The sequence below is a fragment of the Vibrio sp. Vb2131 genome, assembly GCF_033338535.1.
In the GTDB taxonomy this organism is placed as follows: domain Bacteria; phylum Pseudomonadota; class Gammaproteobacteria; order Enterobacterales; family Vibrionaceae; genus Vibrio; species Vibrio alginolyticus.
This window is the reverse complement of the sequence record NZ_JAWOSW010000003.1, coordinates 170,872-197,149: the sequence shown is the minus strand read 5'-3', so window position 1 is coordinate 197,149 and position 26,278 is coordinate 170,872. Positions and strand designations below refer to the sequence as shown.

Annotated in this window: 20 protein-coding genes and 2 tRNA genes; 4 read left to right on the top strand and 18 right to left on the bottom strand. The window is 44.8% G+C overall.

Annotation, left to right across the window (positions count from 1 at the left end):
* Nucleotides 1-91: 91 nt before the first annotated feature.
* The 14 genes from pnp to rlmE all read right to left on the bottom strand — a co-directional run bounded on the left by pnp (nucleotide 92) and on the right by rlmE (nucleotide 15,079).
* A complete protein-coding gene (pnp, locus tag R7E38_RS04925) occupies nucleotides 92-2,227 on the bottom strand; it encodes a polyribonucleotide nucleotidyltransferase (protein WP_005380098.1) in 2,136 nt (711 codons plus the stop codon).
* 292 nt (nucleotides 2,228-2,519) lie between these two features.
* Nucleotides 2,520-2,789, bottom strand: coding sequence for a 30S ribosomal protein S15 (gene rpsO / locus R7E38_RS04920; RefSeq protein WP_005380094.1), 270 nt, complete (start codon nucleotides 2,787-2,789; stop codon nucleotides 2,520-2,522).
* A 141-nt stretch (nucleotides 2,790-2,930) separates the two neighbouring features.
* The gene (gene truB, locus R7E38_RS04915; protein WP_226083661.1) at nucleotides 2,931-3,884 is read right to left on the bottom strand and encodes a tRNA pseudouridine(55) synthase TruB; all 954 of its coding nucleotides are present in this window, start codon (nucleotides 3,882-3,884) and stop codon (nucleotides 2,931-2,933) included.
* Entirely contained in the window at nucleotides 3,884-4,279 is a 396-nt protein-coding gene (gene rbfA, locus R7E38_RS04910; protein WP_005380087.1) for a 30S ribosome-binding factor RbfA, read from the bottom strand. The genes truB and rbfA overlap by 1 nt, the downstream gene beginning before the upstream one ends.
* 114 nt (nucleotides 4,280-4,393) lie before the next feature.
* Nucleotides 4,394-7,105: a translation initiation factor IF-2 gene (gene infB / locus R7E38_RS04905; RefSeq protein WP_005380086.1), complete on the bottom strand. Its 2,712-nt coding sequence runs from the start codon at nucleotides 7,103-7,105 to the stop codon at nucleotides 4,394-4,396.
* Nucleotides 7,106-7,127: 22 nt separating this feature from the next.
* Nucleotides 7,128-8,615, bottom strand: coding sequence for a transcription termination factor NusA (nusA, locus tag R7E38_RS04900; RefSeq protein ID WP_005380084.1), 1,488 nt, complete (start codon nucleotides 8,613-8,615; stop codon nucleotides 7,128-7,130).
* Nucleotides 8,616-8,651: 36 nt separating this feature from the next.
* On the bottom strand, nucleotides 8,652-9,107 hold the full coding sequence (rimP, locus tag R7E38_RS04895) for a ribosome maturation factor RimP (protein ID WP_005386424.1): 456 nt from the start codon (nucleotides 9,105-9,107) through the stop codon (nucleotides 8,652-8,654).
* Between the two features lie 225 nt (nucleotides 9,108-9,332).
* Nucleotides 9,333-9,409: transfer RNA gene (locus R7E38_RS04890), tRNA-Met, on the bottom strand.
* A 56-nt stretch (nucleotides 9,410-9,465) separates the two neighbouring features.
* Nucleotides 9,466-9,549 (bottom strand) — tRNA-Leu (locus R7E38_RS04885).
* A 16-nt stretch (nucleotides 9,550-9,565) separates the two neighbouring features.
* Nucleotides 9,566-9,904 carry a preprotein translocase subunit SecG gene (secG, locus tag R7E38_RS04880; RefSeq protein ID WP_005380080.1) on the bottom strand — a complete coding sequence of 113 codons (339 nt, stop codon included), beginning with the start codon at nucleotides 9,902-9,904 and terminating at the stop codon, nucleotides 9,566-9,568.
* A gap of 220 nt (nucleotides 9,905-10,124) precedes the next feature.
* Nucleotides 10,125-11,465, bottom strand: a complete 1,341-nt coding sequence (gene glmM / locus R7E38_RS04875) for a phosphoglucosamine mutase (protein WP_005388992.1) — start codon at nucleotides 11,463-11,465, stop codon at nucleotides 10,125-10,127.
* A gap of 19 nt (nucleotides 11,466-11,484) precedes the next feature.
* Entirely contained in the window at nucleotides 11,485-12,315 is an 831-nt protein-coding gene (folP, locus tag R7E38_RS04870; RefSeq protein WP_226083702.1) for a dihydropteroate synthase, read from the bottom strand.
* A gap of 52 nt (nucleotides 12,316-12,367) precedes the next feature.
* Nucleotides 12,368-14,341, bottom strand: coding sequence for an ATP-dependent zinc metalloprotease FtsH (ftsH, locus tag R7E38_RS04865; RefSeq protein WP_017635895.1), 1,974 nt, complete (start codon nucleotides 14,339-14,341; stop codon nucleotides 12,368-12,370).
* Nucleotides 14,342-14,449: 108 nt separating this feature from the next.
* Complete coding sequence (gene rlmE, locus R7E38_RS04860; RefSeq protein WP_005388985.1) at nucleotides 14,450-15,079, bottom strand: 23S rRNA (uridine(2552)-2'-O)-methyltransferase RlmE; 630 nt, start codon at nucleotides 15,077-15,079, stop codon at nucleotides 14,450-14,452.
* Between the two features lie 138 nt (nucleotides 15,080-15,217).
* On the opposite strand from rlmE, the gene yhbY reads away from it, so the two are divergent.
* Nucleotides 15,218-15,514: a ribosome assembly RNA-binding protein YhbY gene (yhbY, locus tag R7E38_RS04855; RefSeq protein WP_005380066.1), complete on the top strand. Its 297-nt coding sequence runs from the start codon at nucleotides 15,218-15,220 to the stop codon at nucleotides 15,512-15,514.
* Nucleotides 15,515-15,598: 84 nt separating this feature from the next.
* On the opposite strand, the gene greA is transcribed toward yhbY, so the two are convergent.
* Complete coding sequence (greA, locus tag R7E38_RS04850; RefSeq protein ID WP_005380065.1) at nucleotides 15,599-16,072, bottom strand: transcription elongation factor GreA; 474 nt, start codon at nucleotides 16,070-16,072, stop codon at nucleotides 15,599-15,601.
* Nucleotides 16,073-16,617: 545 nt separating this feature from the next.
* Between greA and R7E38_RS04845 the strand changes: the two genes are divergently transcribed.
* Both R7E38_RS04845 and dacB read left to right on the top strand, forming a co-directional pair.
* The gene (locus R7E38_RS04845) at nucleotides 16,618-17,640 is read left to right on the top strand and encodes a porin (RefSeq protein ID WP_005380064.1); all 1,023 of its coding nucleotides are present in this window, start codon (nucleotides 16,618-16,620) and stop codon (nucleotides 17,638-17,640) included.
* Between the two features lie 186 nt (nucleotides 17,641-17,826).
* On the top strand, nucleotides 17,827-19,248 hold the full coding sequence (gene dacB / locus R7E38_RS04840; RefSeq protein WP_005380063.1) for a serine-type D-Ala-D-Ala carboxypeptidase: 1,422 nt from the start codon (nucleotides 17,827-17,829) through the stop codon (nucleotides 19,246-19,248).
* Here dacB and R7E38_RS04835 read toward each other — a convergent pair.
* Entirely contained in the window at nucleotides 19,227-20,072 is an 846-nt protein-coding gene (locus R7E38_RS04835) for a magnesium transporter (RefSeq protein ID WP_005380062.1), read from the bottom strand. The two genes, dacB and R7E38_RS04835, sit on opposite strands and share 22 nt — an antisense overlap.
* Nucleotides 20,073-20,490: 418 nt before the next feature.
* The gene (gene tyrS / locus R7E38_RS04830) at nucleotides 20,491-21,678 is read right to left on the bottom strand and encodes a tyrosine--tRNA ligase (RefSeq protein WP_005380061.1); all 1,188 of its coding nucleotides are present in this window, start codon (nucleotides 21,676-21,678) and stop codon (nucleotides 20,491-20,493) included.
* A gap of 130 nt (nucleotides 21,679-21,808) precedes the next feature.
* Here tyrS and R7E38_RS04825 point away from each other — a divergent pair, with 130 nt between their 5' ends.
* On the top strand, nucleotides 21,809-23,101 hold the full coding sequence (locus tag R7E38_RS04825; RefSeq protein WP_005386530.1) for a peptidoglycan DD-metalloendopeptidase family protein: 1,293 nt from the start codon (nucleotides 21,809-21,811) through the stop codon (nucleotides 23,099-23,101).
* 64 nt (nucleotides 23,102-23,165) lie between these two features.
* Here R7E38_RS04825 and vmeK read toward each other — a convergent pair whose 3' ends face one another.
* Nucleotides 23,166-26,270 carry a multidrug efflux RND transporter permease subunit VmeK gene (vmeK, locus tag R7E38_RS04820; protein WP_017820415.1) on the bottom strand — a complete coding sequence of 1,035 codons (3,105 nt, stop codon included), beginning with the start codon at nucleotides 26,268-26,270 and terminating at the stop codon, nucleotides 23,166-23,168.
* Nucleotides 26,271-26,278 lie beyond the last annotated feature (8 nt).

The window sequence follows — 26,278 nt, the reverse complement described above, 5'->3', positions numbered from 1 at the left end:
ACAAACCAAAAAAGGGGAGCGAAAATGCTCCCCTTTTATAACATGCTTTCAGGCCCTTAATCTAATAAAAGGCTGAAAGTCTCATTTTGTCTTACTCGTCTTTAGCAGCTGGTGCTTCAGCAGCAGCTTCTTCAGCTGGCTTTTCTACCGCTTCTTTCATGCTTAGACGTACACGGCCTTGGCGGTCGATTTCAAGAACTTTAACTTGAACTTCTTGACCTTCAGCTAGGTAGTCAGACACTTTCTCTACGCGTTTTTCTGCGATTTGAGAAATGTGTACAAGACCATCTTTGCCTGGAAGAACCGTTACGAATGCACCGAAGTCTGCTAGACGTGCAACTTTACCTGTGTAGATACGGCCCACTTCAACTTCAGCAGTGATCTCTTCGATACGGCGGATAGCTTCTTTCGCAGCAGTGCCTTCAGTTGCCGCAATCTTGATAGTACCGTCGTCTTCGATTTCGATAGTTGTACCAGTCTCTTCAGTTAGAGCACGGATAACTGCACCACCTTTACCGATAACGTCTTTGATCTTCTCAGCGCTGATCTTCATCGTGTGAATACGCGGAGCAAATTCAGAGATGTCTTCACGAGCACCAGAGATTGCTTCATCCATTACAGATAGGATGTGCTTACGTGCGCCTTGAGCTTGGTTAAGCGCAATTTGCATGATTTCTTTAGTGATGCCTTCGATCTTGATGTCCATTTGAAGTGCAGTGATACCAGTGTTAGTACCTGCTACTTTAAAGTCCATGTCACCTAGGTGGTCTTCATCGCCAAGGATGTCAGAAAGTACAACGAAATCGTCACCTTCTTTAACAAGACCCATTGCAATACCAGCAACAGATGCTTTGATTGGTACACCTGCGTCCATAAGCGCAAGAGAAGTACCACATACTGAAGCCATTGAAGATGAACCGTTAGATTCAGTGATTTCCGATACAACACGTACTGTGTATGGGAACTCATCAACAGAAGGCATTACTGCAGCAATACCACGCTTCGCCAGTTTACCGTGGCCGATTTCACGACGCTTAGGAGAACCTACAAAACCAGTTTCACCTACACAGTATGGAGGGAAGTTGTAGTGCAGTAGGAAGTGATCTTTACGCTCACCAGTTAGCTCATCGATGATTTGAGCATCACGCTGAGTACCTAGCGTTGCCGTAACGATCGCCTGAGTTTCACCACGAGTGAATAGCGCGCTACCGTGAGTACGAGGAAGAACACCAGTACGTACATCTAGTGCACGAACCATGTCTTTTTCACGGCCATCGATACGAGGGTTACCTGCAATAATACGGCTACGTACTACTGTCTTCTCTAGATCATGGAAGATAGTGTGGATTTCTTTTGTATCTGCTTCAGGATCTTCAGCAAGAAGAACTTCATTTACTTCCGCAGCGATCTCATGGATGCGGTCGTAACGAGCCATTTTCTCAGTAATTTGGTAAGCTTCAACAAGTTTAGCTTCTGCTAGATCAGCAATCTTATTTTTAAGCGCAGTGTTCTCTTCAGGAGCAACCCAATCCCAAGCAGGAGTTGCAACTTCTGCTTTGAATTCGTTGATAGCTTGAATAGCAACTTGTTGTTGGTCATGACCATAAACAACCGCCGCTAGCATTTCTTCTTCAGTTAGGTTGTCCGCTTCTGACTCAACCATCAGTACTGCTGACTCTGTACCTGCAACAACAAGGTCAAGCTTAGAAGTTTCTAGTTCAGTTTGGCTAGGGTTAAGTACAAGCTGACCATCGATATGACCAACACGCGCCGCACCGATAGGGCCGTTGAATGGAATGCCAGAGATAGCAAGAGCAGCAGAAGTACCGATCATTGTAACGATATCTGGCTGAACATCTGGGTTTACAGACATTACTGTCGCGATAACCTGAACTTCGTTTTTAAACGCGTCTGGGAATAGCGGACGGATTGGACGGTCAATTAGACGAGCTGTTAGCGTTTCGCCTTCAGAAGGACGACCTTCACGTTTGAAGAAGCCGCCTGGGATTTTACCCGCAGCGTAAGTACGCTCTTGGTAGTTAACCGTTAGTGGGAAGAAGTCTTGACCTGCAACGGCTTCTTTTTTACCTACAACAGATACGAATACAGACGTATCATCCATTGTGACCATAACTGCTGCTGTAGCTTGACGTGCAATAACGCCAGTTTCTAAAGTAACTGTGTGGTTACCGTACTGGAACGTTTTAACAACTGGTTTTTCGAACATTGTTATTCCTTGTTTCTAATCTTCCTTTAGTGCTTAAAGAAATCTTAGATGTGTTAATTGACACTCAAGGCATTACGAATCGCGACTAGTAAAAAGAAACTCGGAAATTCCTTTTGAATAGTCGCGACCTTTTGGTCGACGTGGTTGACTGTAATGCTATGAGCTTTTGAGAAAACCTCTTACAAGGTTTAGCCGCCAGTATTATAACGGCATAAGTCTAATTTGGCTAAATTTAGGCAACAAAAAAGGGGCATAAAGCCCCTTTTTAGACAAACTGCTATGCAGTCGCTGATTAGCGACGTAGGCCTAGACGTTTGATTAGGTCTTGGTAGCGAGCTAGGTTTTTACCTTTTAGGTAATCTAGAAGCTTACGACGACGAGAAACCATGCGTAGAAGACCACGACGGCTGTGGTGATCGCCTTTGTGCGCTTTGAAGTGACCTTGTAGGTGGTTGATAGAAGCTGTAAGTAGAGCTACTTGAACTTCTGGTGAACCAGTGTCGCCTTCGCCTTGTGCGTATTCTGCAACGATTGCTGCTTTAGTTTCTGCATTCAGAGACATAATTCTCTCCTAATAAGAGTAGGTTTAAAGTTGTAGCAGCCAATCTCTGATTCAGCCGCTACGCGAAGCGCGGATTATAGGGAAATTTCCTATCTCGTGCAATATAAAAATACCGACACTCAGGTCGGTATTTTCAATCATTTACTTGGATGCAACGTCATCTCGGAACACGACCAATCGCTTAGGAGCGATTTTGCCATCTTCGTTCATTTCGCCAACGCCAATAAACAAGCGTTCTTCACCCATAGTAAGGCGAAGTGAGCCCTCAGTCGGAGCACCAAATACTTGAACGGGCTGCCCATGTTGGACCATATTCGCCAGTTCAGGCACCAAGTTGACTTCTGGTAAGTCTTCTACCGCTGTATCCATTGGCAAAAGCAGTGGGTCCAGTAGTTCTCGAGGCGCTCGTTCCTCGCGGTGAGCTTGCTCTAGCAACTCATTTAGTTGCTCAAGTGTTACCATATTCTCGTAAGGGTATTTAGCAACACCAGTACGACGAAGCATAGTTACGTGCGCACCACAACCTAACATTTCGCCCAGATCATCAACGATAGTACGAATATAGGTACCTTTAGAGCAGTGCACTTCCATCTCTACTTCATCGCCTTCAAAACGGTGAAGAACAATCTCATATACCGTGATCTTACGAGATTCACGCGGAACTTCGATGCCTTTACGAGCGTATTCATACAAGGGTTTACCTTGATACTTCAACGCAGAGAACATGGAAGGCACTTGATCAGATTCACCACGGAACTGATCGATGCACGCTTCTAGCTTGTCTAACGTAACATTGACTGGACGCGTCTCTACAACTTCACCATCCGAGTCAGACGTATTGGTACGTTCACCCAGCTTTGCGATCACGCGGTAGCGTTTATCAGAATCAAGAAGAAACTGAGAAAATTTTGTCGCTTCACCCAAGCAAATTGGCAGCATGCCTGTCGCTAATGGGTCCAAGGCTCCAGTGTGGCCTGCTTTCTCAGCAAAGTAGATTCGCTTTACTTTTTGCAGTGCATCATTGGAAGAGATACCTGTTGGTTTGTCCAACAGTATAACGCCATTAATTGGACGACCTTTACGACGACGAGCCATTATTCTTCGTCCTCACGACCAGAATCTTTTTGCTTTTGTTTGTCTGAACTAACGACTTCAGACACTAGGTTAGACATACGCATACCTTCAACAAGCGTATTGTCATAGTGGAAGCGGATTTCTGGCGTTAAACGTAGACGAATACGCTTACCTAACATCATGCGAATGTGCACTTCGTGCTCACGTAGCGCTGCTAGACATGATTCTGGTGTTTGCTCACCCACACACAGGAAGGTCACAAATACTTTTGCGTAAGCTAGGTCACGAGAGACTTCTACGTCTGAGATCGTCACCATGCCAAGGCGAGAGTCACGAACTTCACGTTGAAGGATCATCGCTAGTTCTTTTTGCAGCTGCTGTGCAACGCGCTGCGTGCGGCTAAATTCTTTTGACATATCTTTACTCTTATATAGAAAGAATGGGGGGTTGGTCAAAGCCAGCCCCCCATGGTGTATTCAACAACCAATTACTACTTATCTTTCAAAGACAATATTAGTAATTTTAGTCAATTAGTCTAGAGTACGTTTAATTTCAACGATTTCGAAGACTTCGATTTGGTCACCAACGCGAACATCATTGTAGTTCTTAACGCCGATACCACATTCGTAGCCATTCTTAACTTCTTGAACGTCATCTTTGAAACGACGTAGTGACTCTAGTTCACCTTCGTAAATAACAACGTTATCACGTAGTACACGGATTGGGTTGTTACGCTTGATCACACCTTCTGTAACCATACAACCAGCGATAGCGCCCAGTTTCGGTGACTTAAACACGTCACGAACTTCAGCAAGACCAATGATCTCTTGCTTGAATTCTGGAGCAAGCATACCGCCCATTGCTTGTTTCACTTCATCAATCAATTGGTAAATGATTGAGTAGTAACGTAAGTCAACAGCTGCGGCTTCAACAGCACGGCGAGCAGAAGCATCTGCACGAACGTTAAAGCCAAGGATGATTGCGTTTGAAGCTTCCGCTAGTACTACGTCAGTTTCCGTAATACCACCTACACCAGAACCAACGATGTTCACTTTAACTTCGTCAGTAGATAGCTTAACTAGTGAGTCAGCGATTGCTTCTACAGAACCTTGAACGTCTGCTTTAAGTACAACGTTAAGTTCAGCAACTTCACCAGCAGTCATGTTAGAGAACATGTTCTCTAGTTTAGATTTCTGCTGACGAGCAAGTTTCACTTCACGGAACTTACCAGCACGGTAGTTAGCTACTTCACGCGCTTTACGCTCGTCACGAACTACTGTTGCTTCATCACCTGAAGATGGTACACCTGAAAGACCTAGGATCTCTACAGGGATAGATGGGCCAGCCGAAGTAATTTCTTTACCTAGCTCATCACGCATTGCACGAACACGGCCGTATTCTTGACCACAAAGAACGATGTCGCCTTTGTTTAGTGTACCTGATTGAACAAGTACTGTTGCAACTGGGCCACGACCTTTATCTAGGCGAGATTCAACAACAACACCAGATGCCATGCCTTCAGCTACAGCTGTAAGTTCAAGAACTTCAGACTGAAGAAGGATTGCTTCTAGAAGACCATCGATGTTTGTACCCTGTTTAGCAGAGATGTGAACGAACATGTTCTCACCGCCCCACTCTTCAGGAATAACGTCGTATTGAGCAAGCTCGTTCTTAACGTTATCTGGGTTCGCGTCTTCTTTATCGATCTTGTTCACAGCAACAATTAGAGGAACGCCTGCCGCTTTCGCGTGCTGAATCGCTTCTACTGTTTGTGGCATTACGCCATCGTCTGCTGCAACTACAAGAACAACGATATCTGTTGCTTGAGCACCACGAGCACGCATTGCAGTAAACGCTGCGTGTCCAGGAGTATCAAGGAACGTGATCATGCCGTTGTCTGTTTCAACGTGGTACGCACCAATGTGCTGAGTAATACCACCCGCTTCGCCAGAAGCAACGTGTGTGCGACGGATGTAGTCAAGTGTTGACGTTTTACCGTGGTCAACGTGACCCATGATAGTAACAACTGGAGCACGTGGAACTGCTTCCGCGTTAGTGTCACGGTCAGATAGTACCGCTTCTTCCAGTTCGTTCTCTTTACGAAGAACTACTTTATGGCCCATTTCTTCAGCAACAAGTTGTGCTGTTTCTTGGTCGATCACTTGGTTGATAGTCGCCATAGCGCCCATCTTCATCATTACTTTGATAACTTCTGTCGCTTTAACCGACATCTTGTTAGCAAGTTCTGATAGAACGATCGTTTCGCCAATTACAACGTCTTGCTTAGCAACCGTTGCTGACTTATCAAACCCGTGCTGCATTGAAGTCGGCTTAGCAAGTTTGCCCTTACGACCTCTACCGCCACGTTGGTTGTTACGGCCACCGCGAGCTTGGTCGTCTTTACCCGAAGCTGCTTTTTTCTTCTTACGACGACCGCCTTCTACTTTGCGATCTGCTTCATCTTCGGCTTCACGTGCGTATTGTGAAGTCGTTACATGGTAATCTGTATCTTCCATATCACCCTTTTTCTCTTCTGCAGCAGACCAACGCTCTTTATTCTTTTCAGCCAATTCGCGAGCTTCTTCAAGCTTGCGCTGACTTTCCTCTTCAGCCTTACGCTTAGCTTCTTCTTCCTGACGACGTTTAAGCTCGTCGGCCTCTTTTCGCGCTGCTTCTTGCTTAATTTTCTCTTCAGCATCACGCTTTGCTTTTTCTTCAGCATTACGTTGTGCATTCGTATCTACGTCTCGCTTCGCTTTTTCTTCAGCTTCACGTTTCGCTTTTTCTTCCGCTTCACGTTTTGCAGCTTCTTCAGCTTCACGTTTTGCAGCTTCTTCAGCTTCACGTTTTGCAGCTTCTTCTGCTGCACGTTTTGCTGCTTCTTCTGCTTCACGTTGTGCTGCTTCTTCAGCTTCACGTTTCGCTTCATCTTCAATTGTGCTGCGCTTCACGTATGTACGTTTTTTGCGCACCTCAACCTGAACATTCTTACTCTTACCACCACCCGCGTTCACACTAAGTGTACTACGAGTTTTACGCTGAAGCGTAAGGCGAGTCGGCTCTGAATCACCTGATTTATCACCGTGTTCTTTCTTTAAATGAGAGAGAAGCTTCTGCTTCTCTTCATCAGTAACATTGTCAGAGCTCGCCTTTTTAATGCCAGCGTCAGCAAGTTGTTCAATCAAGCGGTCGACTGGCGTACCAATCTCATCACTCAGTGCTTTAACTGTTAATTGTGTCATGCCGCTTCCTCCTTGCCGAAAATTATGCTTCTTCGCCGAACCAACAGATGTTACGTGCGGCCATAATTAGCTCACCTGCACGTTCCTCGGTCAGGCCTTCGATACCTTCTAAATCGTCAATACCTTGGTCAGCAAGATCTTCCAGTGTCGCTACACCTTTCGCTGCCAATTTAAATGCCATCTCACGCTCAAGACCTTCAAGTGCAAGTAGGTCCTCAGCTGGTTCTAGACCTTCAAAAGACTCTTCTTGTGCTAGTGCGATCGTCGTTAGTGCATCTTTTGCACGTCCACGAAGCTCTTCGATTAGTTCTTCATTCAAACCATCGATTTCTAGTAGCTCGTTAACTGGCACGTATGCGATTTCTTCTAGCGTTGAGAAACCTTCTTCAACAAGAAGTTGAGCGAAGTCTTCTTCAATATCTAGGTACTTCATGAAGTTTTCAATAGATGCTTGTGATTCTTCAGCGTGTTTCTTCTGAAGATCAGCAACTGTCATAACATTCAGTTCCCAACCGGTTAGTTGAGATGCTAGACGCACGTTTTGACCGTTACGACCAATAGCTTGCGCTAGGTTGTCAGCTTCAACTGCGATGTCCATTGAGTGTGCATCCTCATCAACGATGATAGAAGCAACATCAGCTGGCGCCATTGCGTTAATAACGAATTGAGCTGGGTTATCATCCCAAAGAACGATATCGATACGCTCACCACCAAGTTCGCCAGAAACAGCTTGTACACGTGCACCACGCATACCAACACACGCACCTACAGGGTCGATACGTTTGTCATTTGTTTTGACAGCGATCTTAGCGCGAGAACCAGGATCACGTGCTGCGCCTTTCAGCTCGATAATATCTTCTGCGATTTCAGGCACTTCAACACGGAACAGTTCTGCCAACATTTCTGGCTTAGAACGAGTGATGAACAATTGGAAACCACGTGCTTCAGGCGCGACTTTGTAAAGAAGGCCACGTACGCGGTCGCCTGGACGGAAGTTTTCACGAGGAAGTTGGTCATCACGCAGGATTACCGCTTCAGCGTTATTACCAAGATCAAGCACGATTGTGTCACGGTTTACTTTTTTCACGACACCAGTGATTAGATCACCTTCATTGTCGATGAACTGTTCAACGATTTGTGCGCGCTCAGCTTCACGAACTTTTTGTACGATAACTTGCTTAGCAGTTTGAGTCGTAATACGGTCAAACGTTACTGATTCGATTTCGTCTTCTACGTAGTCGCCAAGCTCGATTGAATCATCTTCGTATTGCGCTGCTTCTAGTGAGATCTCTTTTGTAGGGTTCTCAACGTCATCAACAACTAACCAACGGCGGTAAGTTACAAACTCACCGGTTTTACGGTCAATGGCAACACGTACGTCGATTTCGATTTCGTATTTCTTCTTTGTAGAAGTTGCTAGAGCAATCTCAAGAGCCTCAAAGATACGCTCACGAGGTACCGCTTTTTCGTTCGATACCGCTTCTGCTACCGCTAAAATTTCTTTACTCATTGTATTTAGCCTCTAAGCTTAAACTTTTTTAGGGAACTAAAATTTAGGGATCAGGTTAGCTTTGGAAATGTTACTTAGAGCAAACTCTTCTTGCTGACCGTCTACAGTAATTGTCACTGTTTCGCCATCAACACCGTGGATAATACCTTTCCACTTACGACGGTTTGCTACAGCCATTTTCAATACGATGCTGACCTCGTGACCAATAAATTGCTCGTAATGTGCTGCTTTAAAAAGTGGTCTTTCTAAACCTGGAGAAGACACTTCTAGGCTGTAAGCAACAGAAATTGGATCTTCAACGTCTAAAACTGCACTAACTTGGTGGCTAACTTCTGCACAGTCGTCTACGTTAATACCATTTTCATGGTCAATGTAGATACGTAACGTTGAGTGCGCGCCTGCACGAATGAATTCTAATCCAACTAACTCATAACCTGATGCCGCTACTGGCGCGTCAAGCATTTCAGTAAGTTGTCTTTCTAAACCAGTCATTTAACCACTCCAGAAACAAAAAAAGGGCTCAGAGCCCAATCAAAAAACCAAGCAGTATCTGAGCTATTTCAAAAAGCTCAGATAACAAAAAACCCCGATAGTCGGGGTTTTATGCTGCTGGACCCTGATACGTTAAGAATAGCCAACAATTGCTTTTCTTAACTCGTAGTGTGGTTAGCACTACGCAAACTTGCCAATCTACGATTTCCTTTTAAGGAAAGAGATTGGTTGCGGGGGCCGGATTTGAACCGACGACCTTCGGGTTATGAGCCCGACGAGCTACCAAGCTGCTCCACCCCGCGTCCGACTTGCTGAGCATTATACTCGCAAACAAGTGATTTACAAGTTTGTAAATACATGGTGCCGAGAGAGGGACTCGAACCCTCACACCTAAGGCACTAGCACCTCATGCTAGCGTGTCTACCAATTTCACCATCTCGGCATCAAAACCTTACAGCTTATTGAGGAATTTCATCACCCGCAGGGGCAGGAACTTCACTCGCTGCGTCCTTAACTTGTTCAACAACTGGTTGACCTAACGTTGGGTCTACCCATTGTGATTCAGTCTGGTGCGTAGACATACGACCAAGTAACAAGCTAACGATAAAGAATACGGTTGCTAAAATAGCAGTTGTTCGGGTTAAGAAATTACCTGAGCCGCCAGCACCAAACACTGTGTTTGAAGCACCAGCACCGAACGAGGCTCCCATATCTGCGCCTTTACCTTGTTGAATCAACACAAGGCCAATCACACCAAGCGCTGCCAACAGGTAAATCACAAGTAGAACTGAAAACATTTTTTCCACCTATGTTCCGAATTGTTGAGCCAGCGCCGTTCAAAAGAACAAATCATAATGAACAAGGCTAGCGACCTCCTAACGGGAGGCGGAGCAATACTAGCGAAAGCCAGTAACGCTGACAAGGGAAAATTAGTAAAAAATCAATGCCAATGCGTTAAGCGCTCAAAAAAAGGGCAAAAGATGCCCTTTTCATTCAAGACATGCTTTAACGCAATGATTAACAACTTGCTTTAACAGCCTCAGCGATTTTCAATGCTGAGTGTTGAACTAGTTCACCATCTTCGCCTTCCACCATAACGCGGATCAAAGGCTCAGTGCCAGACTTACGCAGCAGTACACGCCCTTTATCACCAAGTGTCGCCTCTACTTCAGCGACAGCGTTTAATACAGCTGTAGCTTCAAGAGGGTTACTTTCTCCTGAGAAACGGACATTTTCTAAAACCTGAGGATATAATGTCATTCCTTGCGATAGTTCATATAAAGACATATCGCTGCCAATTACAGAAGCAAGTACTTGAAGTGCAGCAACAATCGCATCGCCGGTTGTGACTTTATCTAATAAGATCACATGGCCTGAGTTTTCAGCACCAATTTTCCAACCTTTTTCTAGCAGTTGCTCCATGACATAACGGTCACCAACAGCAGCACGTACAAACGGAATGCCTAGCTGCTTTAAACCATTTTCCATACCCAAGTTAGTCATTAGTGTACCAACAACACCACCCTTTAGCTCACCACGACGAAGTGCATCACGAGCGATGATATAAGCAATTTGGTCACCATCAACTTTGTTACCTAGGTGGTCGACCATAATGATGCGGTCACCATCACCATCAAATGCGAGACCAAGATGCGCTTGCTCTTCAACAACACGCTGTTGAAGAGCTCGTACGTCTGTTGCGCCCACTTTTTCATTAATGTTGATGCCGTTAGGCTCTACGCCCATAGCGATAACTTCTGCCCCAAGTTCTTTGAAAACATTTGGAGCGATGTGGTACGTTGCACCGTGCGCACAGTCTACTACGATCTTAAAGTTCGCAAGGCTCAACTCAGATGGGAAAGTACTCTTACAGAATTCGATGTAACGACCAGCTGCATCATTTAGGCGGGTTGCTTTACCAAGCTCAGCAGACTCCACACATTCAATTTCTTTATCTAACTCAGCTTCGATCGCCAATTCGATATCGTCAGGTAGCTTAGTACCCTCAGAAGAAAAGAATTTAATGCCGTTGTCGTAATATGGGTTATGTGATGCAGAAATCACAATACCAGCCTCGGCACGGAAAGTCTGAGTTAAATATGCCACAGCTGGAGTTGGCATGGGACCAGTAAATGTTGCTTTAAGTCCCGCAGCTGCAAGGCCAGCCTCTAGTGCAGATTCAAGCATATAACCTGAAATACGTGTATCTTTACCTATGATAACTTTCTTTGTGCCTTGTTTCGCTAGTACACGACCAGCAGCCCAGCCAAGCTTAAGTACGAAGTCTGGAGTGATTGGGTATTGTCCTACTTTACCGCGCACACCGTCAGTACCAAAGTAACGTCTTTCATTCGACATAAACTTTCCTTTATTATTTTTAAATATTGTTTTTCGTCATCTCAACAACTTTCATCGCTTCGATTGTCTCTTCAAAGTCATGCACGCGAATGATCTGCGCGCCTTTCATCGCGGCAATCGTAGCACAAACGACACTTGCGTTCGTACACTCTGCCGCTGGCTTGTCTAACAGTTTGAAGATCATGGATTTACGAGACATGCCAGCCAAAATAGGCAGGCCGAATTCATGAAACTTTTCAAGATGAGCAAGCATATGATAATTGTGTTCGATTGTTTTGCCAAAGCCAAACCCAGGATCGAGAATCAGTTGAGATTTATCAATCCCTGCTGCTTCACACGCCGCGATACGTTCTTCTAGAAAAGCCGACACGTCCCCCATTAAATCATCATAATGAGGGTCAACTTGCATGGTCCTAGGCTGACCTTTCATATGCATCAGACAAATTGGAAGGTTTGCTTCTGCTGCGACTTCCAGAGCACCTGGCTCTTGCAGCGAGCGGATGTCATTGATCAAATCAGCCCCAGCATCAATTGCTTGACGCATCACTTCTGCTTTACTGGTGTCAACGGAAATCCATACATCATATTTTTCACGAATGGCTTTGATTACTGGGACAACACGCCTAAGCTCTTCTTCCAAATACACATCCGGTGCACCAGGTCTTGTTGATTCACCACCAACATCAACAATACTTACACCAGCCTTTATCATTTTATCAACTTGAGCAAGAGCAAGTTCAATTGAGTTGTATTTACCGCCATCCGAAAAGGAATCCGGTGTCACATTTAGAATGGCCATGACATGTGGACGCGAAAGGTCCAAAGATTTGTTATTTGCTGTAATCATCATCATAAACACAAAAACCCCGAGATAACTCGGGGTTTAATATTATCGATACTCTTTATTCAGAGTCTTTCTTTTCAGGCGCTTCGTTAGAAGTTGTTTCAGAAGAGCTAGGCTGTTCTGCATCTTTCGCAGTCTCCGTTGCTTCTTCTTTAACTTCTTGCTTTGCTTGAGGCTTGTCGCTGTCTTCTGGTTTGCTTGCTGAGTTATCACTCCAGCCCGCAGGCTCACGAATTTCAGCTTTGCGCTCCATTAAGTCATCAATCTGGCGAGCATCAATGGTTTCATACTTCATCAGCGCATCTTTCATCGCATGCATGATATCCATGTTCTCTTGAAGAATCTTCTTCGCACGATCGTAGTTGCGGTCAATGATCTGACGAACTTCGTCATCAATCAACTTCGCTGTATCGTCAGACACATGTTTAGTCTGAGTTACACTACGCCCTAAGAACACTTCGCCTTCATCTTCTGCATACAGCAGAGGGCCAAGCTTTTCAGAGAAACCCCATTGAGTAACCATCTTACGAGCAATATCTGTTGCGCGCTCGATATCATTAGAAGCACCGGTTGATACTTTGTCAGCACCGTAGATAAGTTCTTCTGCTAAACGACCACCGTACAAGCTAGAAATCATTGATTCTAGGTGTTGGCGAGACATACTCACGCGGTCCTGCTCTGGAAGGTACATTGTTACACCCAACGCACGACCACGTGGAATGATAGACACTTTGTACACTGGATCGTGTTCAGGAACCAAGCGACCAACAATCGCGTGACCCGCTTCGTGGTATGCGGTTGACTCTTTCACTTCCTCAGACATCACCATTGAACGGCGCTCAGCACCCATCATGATTTTGTCTTTCGCCAGTTCAAACTCAACCATAGAAACGTTGCGCTTGTTACCGCGCGCAGCAAACAGGGCTGCTTCGTTAACTAAGTTTGCTAGGTCAGCACCAGAGAAGCCTGGAGTACCACGTGCGATGAGAGAAGGCTCTACATCACCCGCTAGAGGGACCTTACGCATGTGAACTTTTAGGATCTGTTCACGGCCACGTACATCTGGAAGACCAACTACCACTTGGCGGTCAAAACGACCAGGACGCAGTAACGCAGGGTCCAGCACATCCGGACGGTTAGTCGCAGCGATAACGATAATACCTTCGTTACCTTCGAAACCATCCATCTCAACGAGCATTTGGTTTAGTGTTTGTTCACGTTCATCATGACCACCACCAACACCTGCGCCACGTTGACGACCTACCGCATCGATCTCATCGATAAAGATGATACAAGGTGCGGCTTTCTTTGCTTGTTCAAACATGTCACGCACACGAGATGCACCAACACCAACGAACATTTCTACGAAATCAGAACCAGAGATAGTAAAGAATGGTACTTTCGCCTCACCGGCAATGGCTTTCGCTAGAAGCGTTTTACCCGTACCAGGAGGACCAACCATTAGAACACCCGTTGGAATCTTACCGCCCAGTTTTTGGAAGCGGCTTGGATCGCGTAGGTAGTCCACCAGTTCTTTCACGTCTTCTTTTGCTTCGTCACAACCAGCAACGTCAGCAAAAGTTGTCTTGATTTGTTCTTCGCTCATCATTCGAGCTTTACTCTTACCAAAAGACATGGCGCCTTTACCACCGCCGCCTTGCATTTGACGCATGAAGAAAATCCATACACCAATTAGTAAGATCATTGGGAACCAAGAGATGAAGATAGTACCAAGCAAGCTTTGCTCTTCTGGAGGCGTGCCTTGTACTTTCACGTTTTGGTTAATTAGGTCATCTAGAAGCTTTTGGTCATACACTGGCATGTAAGTGACCATTTTGGCACCGCCGCCACGACGAACAAAGCTAATTTCACCGTCTTTAAAAGTTGCTTCTTGAATCTGGCCTTGGCCAACTTCCTGTACAAACGTGGTGTAATCCACGGTTCTGCCATTGCTTTCTCCAGGGCCAAAGCTCTGGAATACCGACATCAATACGACGGCGATAACAAGCCACAGAATTAAATTTTTTGCCATGTCACTCAAGGTGTAAGCCTCTCGATAACTAATTGTAATTAAAGGTAGGGTACTACAGTTCATTAACTGTAGCTATAGTGTTAACACGCTCTCAAGAGAGCAAAATGGTTAACCTTTGTAACCAGTGGCTACGACGAAGACCTCTCGAGAGCGAGCTCGCGATGAGTCTGGTTTTCTAATTTTTACGGCTTTAAACATGTCTCGGACTTCTTTCACATACTGATCGAAGCCTTCCCCTTGGAAAACCTTTACGACAAAGCTACCATTAGGCGCTAGAACTTGTCGACACATATCTAAAGCTAATTCAACTAAATACATAGCGCGAGGTTGATCAACAGAATTGTTTCCCGCGATGTTAGGCGCCATATCAGACATTACTACGTCTACCATGGAAGGTTGGATCCTTTCTAGCAAAGCTTCCAATACCGCATCATCACGAAAGTCGCCTTGTAAAAAGCTAACGCCAGCAATCGGGTCCATAGGAAGCAAGTCACACGCGATGATCTGACCACTGTCCCCTACTATCTTAGCAGCATATTGAGACCATCCGCCCGGCGCAGCCCCCAAGTCGACGACTGTCATTCCAGGCTTTAACAATTTATCTTTCGTTTGAATCTCATCGATCTTGAAATAAGCACGTGAGCGGTAGCCTTTTTTTCGGGCTTCATTCGCGTATTTATCATCAAAGTGTTCTTTCAACCAACGACCAGAACTAGCCGAATGTTTTTGTTTACTCATTTTAATCCCAACAAGGCACAAATTGGAGCTATTGTTTTAATAGGCGCTACCTATTACTCAATAAATTATAGTCTTCAGCAATAGATGGCGTTAAAATAGCTTTTTTCAACCCTTATTTTAAAGAAAATTGGCCGCGTAATGAACCTAAGCACCAAACAAAAGCAGCACCTTAAAGGCCTAGCTCACAGTTTAAAACCTGTTGTGCTAATGGGCGCAAATGGACTTACAGAAGCCGTGCTAGCAGAAATTGAAATCGCTCTTAACCATCACGAACTTATCAAAGTAAAAGTTGCTTCGGAAGATCGTGAAACAAAACAGCTAATCATCGACGCTATCGTACGTGAGACGGGCGCTGAAAAAGTTCAGACTATTGGTAAAGTGCTTGTGCTATATCGCCAGTCTGAAGAGCGTAAAATCGAAATCCCTCGTAAGTAACTCTACTTACGTTGCTGAAGAAAAAAGGTCGCCTGAGGCGACCTTTTTGCGTTTTATCAGAGTAGTAATGCTACTCCAAACGACTTAGATATATTCTACTCGGTCAATTTCGAAGTCTTTCGCGCCACCTGGAGTTTGAATAGCAACTTCATCGCCTTCCATCTTACCAATCAGGCCACGAGCAATAGGTGAGCTCACTGAAATGCGACCTGCTTTGATATCGGCTTCGTCATCACCAACGATTTGGTACGTTTTTTCTTCTTCGGTGTCGATATCAATCAAGGTTACGGTTGAACCAAAAATAACTTTACCCGTGTTCTCCATCTTCGTTACATCAATAACTTGAGCAACTGACAGTTTGTATTCAATGTCACGGATTTGTGCTTCACAAATGCCCTGCTCTTCACGAGCGGCGTGATATTCAGCATTCTCTTTTAAATCACCTAGCTCACGAGCTTCAGCAATTGCCTCTGAGATCTGAGGACGTAGTTTAAGTAGACGATCGAGTTCTGCACGTAGCTTTTGCTCGCCACGTAGTGTCATTGGAACTTTTTCCATTTTATAACCTCAAGCCCAAATGGGTCTTTGGACAAAAAAAGCCCACCCTGTCATAGGACTGGGTAGTGCGCTTAAAGATGTATTTCGTTTAGTGTAAACAAACTCCCGGACGAAATCATCTTAATTCGAAAGACAGCAAGACTATGCCTTTTCGGCATAATGATATAACTCACTTTTAGAGCGGTTCTAGGGCGAATCACCTTCTCAATTTATTGAAAAACAACACTGTTCATTACACCAAAAACCTCAAAAAAGATAAAAACTAATCAATGTCAGGCCAATGTCATTGCCAATAATTTCAATCAAAAACAGTAATTTAAATAAAAACAACGCACAATTGAACAGTGTTCATCAGTGGGATTTATATCATTTTACTAACTCATACGGAAACTTTAGCAGTAAAACATGTCCAGCGAGTTGTTAGATCAATGGCTTACAAGTGCGAACTATATCGCTCAATTAGCCAATTTTGGACCAACAACTTGTGAGAGATCACCTCTCCCCCATACAACAATGATTATGGACAGCTAACTAGGACAAATAAGATGAAAAAGACTCTAATTGCTCTTTCTGTATCTGCAGCAGCTATGGCAACTGGCGTAAACGCAGCTGAACTTTACAACCAAGACGGTACTTCTCTAGAAATGGGCGGCCGTGCTGAAGCACGTCTATCTATGAAAGATGGCGACGCTCAAGACAAATCTCGCATCCGTCTAAACTTCCTTGGTAAACAAGAAATCAATGACAACCTATACGGTGTTGGTTTCTGGGAAGGTGAATTTGAGACTGCTCAAAACGGTACTGTAGACGGCGACGACAAGAGCGATCTAGAAACTCGTCTTGCTTACGCTGGTCTTGGCGGTGCTTACGGTGAGTTCGCATACGGTAAAACTGAAGGTGCACTAGGCGTTATCACTGACTTCACAGATATCATGGCTTACCACGGTAACTCTGCAGCAGACAAACTAGCTGTATCAGACCGTACAGACAACATGATGGCTTACAAAGGCCAGTTTGAAAACCTAAGCGTAAAAGCAAGCTACCGCTTCGCTGATCGTATGGAAAACAAAAACACTGGTGAGTACTACGACAACAAACAAGACGGTTACTCTCTATCTGCAATCTACGCTCTAGCTGACACTGGTCTTGAGCTAGGTGCTGGTTACGCAGATCAAGACAAAGCTAACGAGTACATGCTAGCTGCATCTTACACAATGTCTGATCTTTACTTCGCTGGTGTATTCACTGACGGCGAGAAAATGGAAGATTCAAACAACAGTAACACAGTTGATTACACTGGTTACGAGCTAGCGGGTGCTTACACTCTAGGCCAAACAGTATTTACAACATCATACAACAATGCAGAAACTAACAACGAAACTTCTGCAAACAACTTCGCTGTTGATGCTTCTTACTACTTCAAGCCTAACTTCCGTGGTTACATTTCTTACAACTTCAACCTGATTGATGCAGGTGACAAGTTTGGTTCAACTGACACGAGCAAAACAGTTGCAACTAAGATCGATGCTGAAGACGAGCTAGCTCTAGGTCTACGTTACGACTTCTAATTCCGGTCTTTGACTAGAATATCGAATGCCCGCTTTAAGCGGGCATTTTTTATACTTAATTTTAAGCAGCGCGCCTTTCTCTCGTGTCTCATTCATGAAGACATTTGAAGCATTTCTTTAGTTACCTAGCATATTGAAAGGACTTGCGTATACTCAATCACATAACTCACCTTAGAAAGTATCATTATGCGTTTACGTTGGCCCTTGCTCATATTCTCTTCATTACTTTCTGCTTTTTCACAAGCGTACCCTCATCAAGAAGTGCTGCCTGAAGGCGCCCGCATCAGTTTAGTTGCGGAAAAACTCAGTGAAAATGCTGAGCTTGACGGTGTTCATCCTACCGAACAACTGTTCCCACCAGCGAGTACATTAAAAATCGTCACCGCATTAGCCGCAAAGCTAGAACTGGGTGATAATTTCCGGTTTCGAACCAAGCTGGAAACGTCGAACTCAGATGCAGTGATTTACTTTGTCGGCGACCCAACACTCCAAACCAACGACTTAAAATCACTCCTCACTCTAGCTAAGAAAAATGGCTTAAAACGGATTAACGGTGACCTATGGCTCGATAACAGCGCATTCACTGGTTATAACCGTGCGGTGGGCTGGCCATGGGATATCTTGGGAGTTTGCTACAGCGCTCCGGCATCGACCATCACACTCAATAACAACTGTGTACAAGCCTCTATCTATACACAAAAAGATGGTGGAACGCGGGTCTACGTACCAGAGCATCAACCTATTCGTGTCACAAGTACCGTAGAAACAGTTTCTAAAACCATTAAGAAAAGTCGTCATTGTGACTTAGGTTTAGTTGCAAATCCCGATAACAACTACAAGCTAACAGGGTGCTTGGTTGAAAGAGACAAACCATTGCCACTGAAATTTGCGGTTCAAGACCCTGAGCGTTACACCAGTCAAAGGTTGGCGGCTTTGCTCAAGGAGCTCAACATTGGGGTATCAGGACAGATTAGGGTCGGTACGGCGCCAGAAAAGCAGCGAAAACTCATCGCAATGCATCAATCAAAAGCCTTACCAGACATTCTCGAAGATATGCTCAAAAACTCTGACAACTTGATTGCCGACACATTAACCAAAACACTTGGTGCTAAATTTTTCGTTCAGCCAGGCAGTTTTACTAACGGTACAGAAGCGATCAAGCAGATCATTTTCGCCAACACTGGTATTGATATTCGTAATGCGCGCCTAGAAGACGGCTCAGGACTTTCGCGAAATAACCGGATCTCCGCGACCAAGATGGCTGAAATGCTGCGCTATATTTGGAAGCATGAAAACGAACTCAAATTGATTGCCATCATGCCGAAATCAGGTGAATCCGGCACATTAAAGTACCGACAAAGTATGCGAAAACTTCCAATTAAAGGACAGCTGATCGCGAAAAGTGGCTCTATCTACGGGACTTACAATATGGCTGGATATGGCTTGGACAAAAATGGTCAACCTAACACCATTTTTGTTCAGTTTGTTTCAGACTACTTCCCAGAAAAAAGGGACGACAACACACCTGTCATCGCCCCGATTACACATTTTGAGCAGCTTTTTTACAATGACATTGTGAACTTTAGTCAGGCAATACCTAAGAAATAGTTCACCACGTTAAAGTAAATCCACATTCCTGAAATATCGACGATAGATGCAAGAACTGGACTCACCAATACGGCTGGGTCCAACTTGCAAGCTCGTGCAATAATTGGCAACAGCCCGCCCAATGTTGTAGAAATGGTGACTTGAATGAACAGCGCAACTGCTATTGCCAGTGCGATATCGGTCAGTTCAAAGCCTCCTGTTGATTGTCCTGCACTAAATAACATAATGCGTCCAATCATCACGATAGCGATCGCTAGCGCAATAAATAGAGCGACTCGGCTCTCTTTCCACAAAACTTCTAACCATTGGCGCTTTTTTAACTCTCCAGTAGCAAGAGCACGAATCACCAAAGTTGCTGCTTGTGTTCCTGTGTTACCACCAGCAGCTGCAATCACTGGCATGTACACTGCAAGTAAAACAAGCTGACTAAGGGTGTCCTCATACTGAGCGATGATCAAGCCTGACACTATCCCTAAAAGAGCCAGCGCAATGATCCATCCAATACGCTGTTTTACATGCCCTAAAACACTAGTTGATAAATAACCATCGGGTGTATCAACTTCAGACATATGCAGACCCAGTTGGTGAGCATAATGACGTGCGCGTTTGTCATGACCTGCTTGCTCAAGTTGAGCAATAAGACTATTCACATAGCCGACAGAGCAATGCTGTAAAATACCTACAGCCTCATCAATCGGCATAACCGTAAGCAAATGGACTTGTTGCTCTTGCTCGTACTGCAAGAATGCATTGCGAGCTGCACCAATTTCTACTTCAGAAAAGTTTGGTGTTGTTTCAATAAAAGTGTTGTTCATTACCGTCATGGCGAATCTCCCGATTGGCATTGGTAACGACCATCGACAAAGCATGAAAAGCCACTCTTGCACGCTAAAAGTCAGACAACAATTAAGATGCACAGAGAAAACCAATGCGAATGCACTGTCTATTCAGAATGTATGAAGGAAATAACGAGAAGAAAATTAGAAAAGATGCCTCACCACTTAGGTAAGGCGGAGATCGCCAATACCGAAGCGGGTTATTTCGCTCCCTTAATCTTACTCACCCAACGACTGGGAGGATGGTCGGTATTGTTCATGTAAATCTCCGATAGCGCTGCCATTATTGGCAGCGCAAGTATAGTAGCAAAGTTCATCAGGTATGGAAGTTTTACTTTGCCGTTTTTGCTAAATTTTCATACAAAAAAAGCGCCCTTCGGACGCTTTCATTTGCAGTCATTATGAATTACTGAATAGTAATACGAGCAAATTTACGTTTGCCTACTTGGAACACGTAAGTACCCGCTTCTGGAGCAAATTTGCTGTCCGCAATTTTTTCACCATCAATCTTCACAGCGCCCTGCTTAACCATGCGCATCGCATCTGACGATGATGGACATAAGCCTGCTTCTTTCAACAGATTACTCACTGGGCGACCTGCGTCAAAGTCAAACTCTGGCATTTCATCAGGAATTTGGTTCTTCGCAAAACGGTTTACGAATTCTTGCTCTGCTGCATCGGCATCGGATTCACTGTGGAAACGAGCAATAATTTCTTTTGCTAGCAATACTTTGATGTCACGAGGGTTTTTGCCCGCTTCTACATCAGCTTTGAATTGAGCAATCTCTTCCAGAGGACGGAAAGAGAGCAGCTCGTAGTAGCTCCACATTAGGTCATCAGAAATAGACATGATTTTACCAAACATTTCGCTTGGCGCTTCGCTGATACCGATGTAGTTGTTTGCTGACTTAGACATCTTCTTCTCGCCATCAAGGCCCACTAGAAGCGGCATCATCAGTACAACCTGAGGTTTTTGACCGTGAGACTTTTGCAGTTCACGACCCATTAGAAGGTTGAACTTCTGGTCTGTACCACCTAATTCAACATCCGTTTCCATTGCTACTGAGTCCCAACCTTGTAGAAGTGGGTACATGAACTCATGAATAGCAATTGGCTGACCACCCGCGTAACGCTTTTTAAAGTCGTCACGCTCTAGCATACGAGCAACGGTTTGGTTTGCCGCAAGGCGAATCATACCTTCTGCGCCCAGTTCAGACAGCCACTCAGAGTTAAACTGAATTTTAGTCTTTGCAGGATCGAGAATTTTGAACACTTGCTCTTTGTACGTTTCAGCGTTACGCAATACGTCTTCACGACTTAGCGGTGGACGAGTTGTGTTTTTACCTGTTGGGTCACCAACCATTGCAGTGAAGTCACCGATTAGGAACGTCACTTCATGACCTAGTTCTTGGAACAAGCGAAGCTTATTGAAAATAACCGTATGTCCTAGGTGAATGTCAGGTGCTGTTGGATCAGCGCCCAATTTAATACGTAGAGGACGGTCTTCTTTTAGTTTTGCGATTAGCTCTTCTTCTGGAATCAGCTCTTCAACACCGCGCTTAATCTCGGCTAGTGCAGCTTCAATGCTCGCCATTCTTGTTCACTCCCACAGATTTGGCAAAAATATAATAGCTGAACATATTACTTGAATAGCGATGCATTTTGAAACACGTTAGACTAGGTAGTTGTCACTTTTTCCGTTTAATTTAGCAATCAAGTACCTCATGCATTCGATTTTTGTCCGACTTCCACTCTTGCACAAAGTATTGATCGGTTTTTTTAGTGCGCTGATTATCTTCGCGCTATTCTTTTTACCTGATCCGCAAGACCTAGACCCGCAGCAGAGCCGATTAAAAGTTGGTCAACATTATCCTGTGCCAGTTTCCCTCGAACTCAGTGCACTAAATAGTTCATCGCCTGCGGTTCCTGCCGTGCTGCGCTGGGAAACATACAAAGTAAAAAATGGCGAGAGTGCTGCCATCTTATTTAGTCGCGTAGGACTTTCTGCTCGTCTATTACATGAACTGGTCTCATCAGACAAAGAAGTGGAAAAACAGTTAACTCGGCTTCGACCTGGTGACCGATTGCAATTTGGTTTTGACGAAAATAACGACTTGGTGCAGCTAAGAAGGACACTAAGCGCGTTCGAGACTTTTCGTATCACATTAAAAGACGGCAAGTACGTTTCTGAAGTTGATAAGAAAGAAGTCGACTTCCAGTACAACTACGCAGAAGCCACCATCAAATCAAACTTTTGGAATGCAGGAATATCTTCTGGATTAAATGGTAACCAAATCATGGAACTGGCTGGCATATTTGGTTGGGACATCGACTTTGCTTTAGATATTCGTAAAAACGACAGCTTCCGAGTACTTTACCAAGAGGAAGTGGTAGAAGGTGAAGTAATCGGCCGTGGAAAAATCATTGCTGCGATCTTTAAAAACCAAGGCGATACCTTTACCGCAATATTGGATCAGAAAAGTGGCAAGTATTACGACGAAAATGGGCGTGCAATGAAAAAAGCATTCTTACGCGCGCCGTTGGATTTCCGTCGAGTTTCATCTAATTTCAACCCACGCCGCTTACATCCAGTTACGGGACGCGTTCGCCCTCATAGAGGCACGGACTATGCGGCACCAGTGGGCACCCCGATTTGGGCGGCTGGTGATGGCGTTGTTCAAAAATCGTCTTACAACAAATTTAATGGTAACTACGTTTTCATTAAACATAGCAATACTTACATTACCAAGTACCTGCACTTAACCAAACGTACTGTACGAGCTGGTCAACGCGTTAAGCAAGGCCAAACCATTGGTACGCTTGGCGGAACTGGCCGTGTAACTGGCCCTCACCTGCACTATGAGTTCCTTGTGAATGGTGTCCATAAAAACCCGCGCACGGTGAATTTGCCACAATCTAAATCCCTGACAGGCAAAGCGAGACAAACTTTCATGGCAAACGCGAAAATTAGCATGGACAAGCTTGAACGCTACAGCAAACTGCTAGCAATGAAGTAAGCCAGGTATTGAAAAGGGCAGCGAAGCTGCCCTTTTTGTTTTGTCGATATCATCACGATAAAGCTTACTGTTCGGAGTGATGCTCTCTCCCGAGCATCAGCAAACACGGGGTCAGAACTAACGTTAGCAAAGTCGCAAACGCCAAACCACCCGCGACAGCGGTCGCAAGCTGAGACCACCATTGAGTGCTTGGTGCGCCAAACTCCACTTTCTGATTAACTAAGTCGATGTTCATTTCTAACACCATTGGCAATAAGCCTAATATGGTGGTCACCGTCGTAAGTAAAACGGGTCTTAAACGCTGCACACCCGTACGCAAAATAGCCTCAGATTTTTCTAAGCCACGTTTACGCATCTGATTATAAGTATCGATTAAAACAATATTGTTGTTTACCACGATACCAGCCAACGCAATCACTCCAATTCCCGACATAATGATGCCAAATGGCTTTTGGAAAATAAGTAACCCGGCGAAGACACCAACGGTAGAAAACAGCACTGCACTAAGGATTAAGAAAGCTTGATAAAAGCTATTAAACTGCGTAATTAAAATCAAAGCCATCACACCAAGCGCGACAATAAAAGCATTTTGCAAGAATGCTGATGAGTTTTCCTGCTCTTCATTTTGACCCCGAATCTTATATTCAATGCCTTCCGGTAAGTCGAGCTGTTCCATTCCAGCGGCAATCTTAGGTAACTCAAGCGCCAAATTGTAACCTTCCACCATATCCGCTTTAATATTGATAACTCGATGACCGTCGACCCGACGAATAGTGTCTTGCTTATGATCTGGTTTGATTTGAGCAAAATTCGTAATCGGTACCAGACCAGCTGCCGTTTTCACTCTCAGTTGATCAAATCGACCTATGTCGCGCTTATCTTGCGGATAGCGCACCAAAATATCGACTTCTTCATCCGCATCATCGGGCAAATAATCGCCTATTTTCAAGCCGTTCGTAACAAACTGGACGGTATTCCCGACTAAAGTAGCATCCGCTGCAAAGCGAGAGGCGTCATCTCGCTGGATATCAATTTGCCAATCAATCCCTTCCTTATTAGTGGTATCACTCAAGTTGGTCAGTGCAGGATTACCATCAGCCCAATGTCGTACTTTTTTGGCTGCTTCATCTAACGCACTAACACTCAAATTTCGTGATGACACTTCAATCACGAGATCATGCTCGACAGGCGGTCCTGCGTCCGGGAATTTATACTCAAGTTCAACACCATAAAAGCGGTCTGTCGTCTCTTTTAGTTCCTCAATAATGGTTTTCACTTTGCGTCGATACTGCCAATCCACAGGCGTTATTTGAATCTGGCCAATCTCGTCCCCATTATCGCTCGATCCTGTGCGCGTGTAGACACTTTCAAACTCGTCATGACCGAGCATCACCTTCTCGATTTCGCGCATAACAACATCTTTTTCGTGAATAGACAAGTCACCATAAGAACGAACTTTAACGGTAAAAAAGGCAGGGTCCACTTCAGGGAAAAACTCTGCACCCAAGCCAGCTTTGTTGTAAGTGAAGCCGACACCTGCCGCTAGCAGTATCGCGCTGAGTAAGACTTTCCATGGATGACGAATCGCTACCGACAGAGTCTGGTAATAAAGCTTGGTAATGCCTGTCGCTTTTTCAAAGTTGCCGTTATGCAGCTCCACCATTTCTCGCTGAGCTTTCTGATTGACGACTTGAGGCTTGCCAATGATCCCACCGATGACAGGAACGAACAATAAAGCCATCATCAGCGAAGCGGCCAAAGTAGCAATTAAAGTAAGTGGTAAGTACTTCATGAACTCACCAGTGATGTCTGGCCAGAAAAGTAACGGAGCAAACGCAGCCAATGTGGTTGCTGTGGATGCAGTAATAGGCCAGGCCATTCGCTTTGCTGCATCTCGATAGGCTTCTTTACGTGGCGTTCCTTCTTGCATGCGCCGATCTGCAAACTCTGTCACCACAATGGCACCATCCACCAACATGCCTACTGCCATAATTAAAGCAAACAGTACGACGATATTGACCGTCAGCCCAAATACCGATAACACCAACAACCCAGTCAAGAACGATCCTGGAATAGAAATCCCCACGAGAAGCGCGGTCCTAACCCCCAATATGGCAATAATGACGATAACTACGAGGATAATTGCGGATAAGATATTGTTTTGTAGATCACTGAGCATCAATTTGACATCGTCGGATTGATCCCAAGTATATTTAACTTGCAAATTGTCGGGCCACTCGGCGCGCTTCTGTCCCAGAGCCAGTACTTCTTTTACCAGCTCAACCGTTTCAATGATGTTTTCCCCTGCCCGTTTTTTTACGTCCAAAACGATGGCAGATTCGCCATCTAAACGAGCAAAACTTTCAGGATCGCGAAATGCACGTCGTACTGTCGCCACATCGCCAAAAGTGATCACCTCTTTGCCATTCACCTTGATCGGTAGTTCAAGCACATCTTTCAGTGAATCAAAAACCGATGGGACTTTTACCGAAAAGCGTCCATACCCAGTATCGACAAACCCCGCAGCCACAACTCGGTTATTCAAGGCAATTAAATTATAGATGTCCGCTTGATCGAGACCGTAGCTTTCCATCAATAGCGGATCGACAACTATCTCCACGATGTCTTCGCGATCTCCTGCGATTTCAACCTCAAGAACCTGACGGAAACTTTCCAAACGATCACGTAACGTTCTGGCAATCTGAACAATGGTTCGCTCTGGTACGGTGCCATAGAGCACAACGGTCAAAACAGGCTCTTCAGATGCAAACGTGACTTCGTTTACCGTCGGCTCATCACTGTCCTCTGGTAATTTTGGCTTCGCAAGATCAACCGCATCACGCACATCTGCCATCGCTTTATCAAGATCCACTCCGACACTAAATTCCAGCGTCACCGAAGCATGACCTTCTGATGCCACAGAGGTCATCTCTTTTACGCCTTCAATTGAACGCAGCTCTTGCTCTATTGGACGAACCAATAAACGCTCGGCATCGACAGGAGAAATGCCTTGATGCCCAACAGAAACGTAGATAATAGGAATGGTAATATCAGGGCTCGATTCCTTGGGGATTGTGACGTAAGTAATGACACCGGCAATTAATATCATCACCAACAATGTCAGCATGGTGCGAGCGCGAGATAACGCAGCATCAATCAGAGTGTACATAGGTGCTC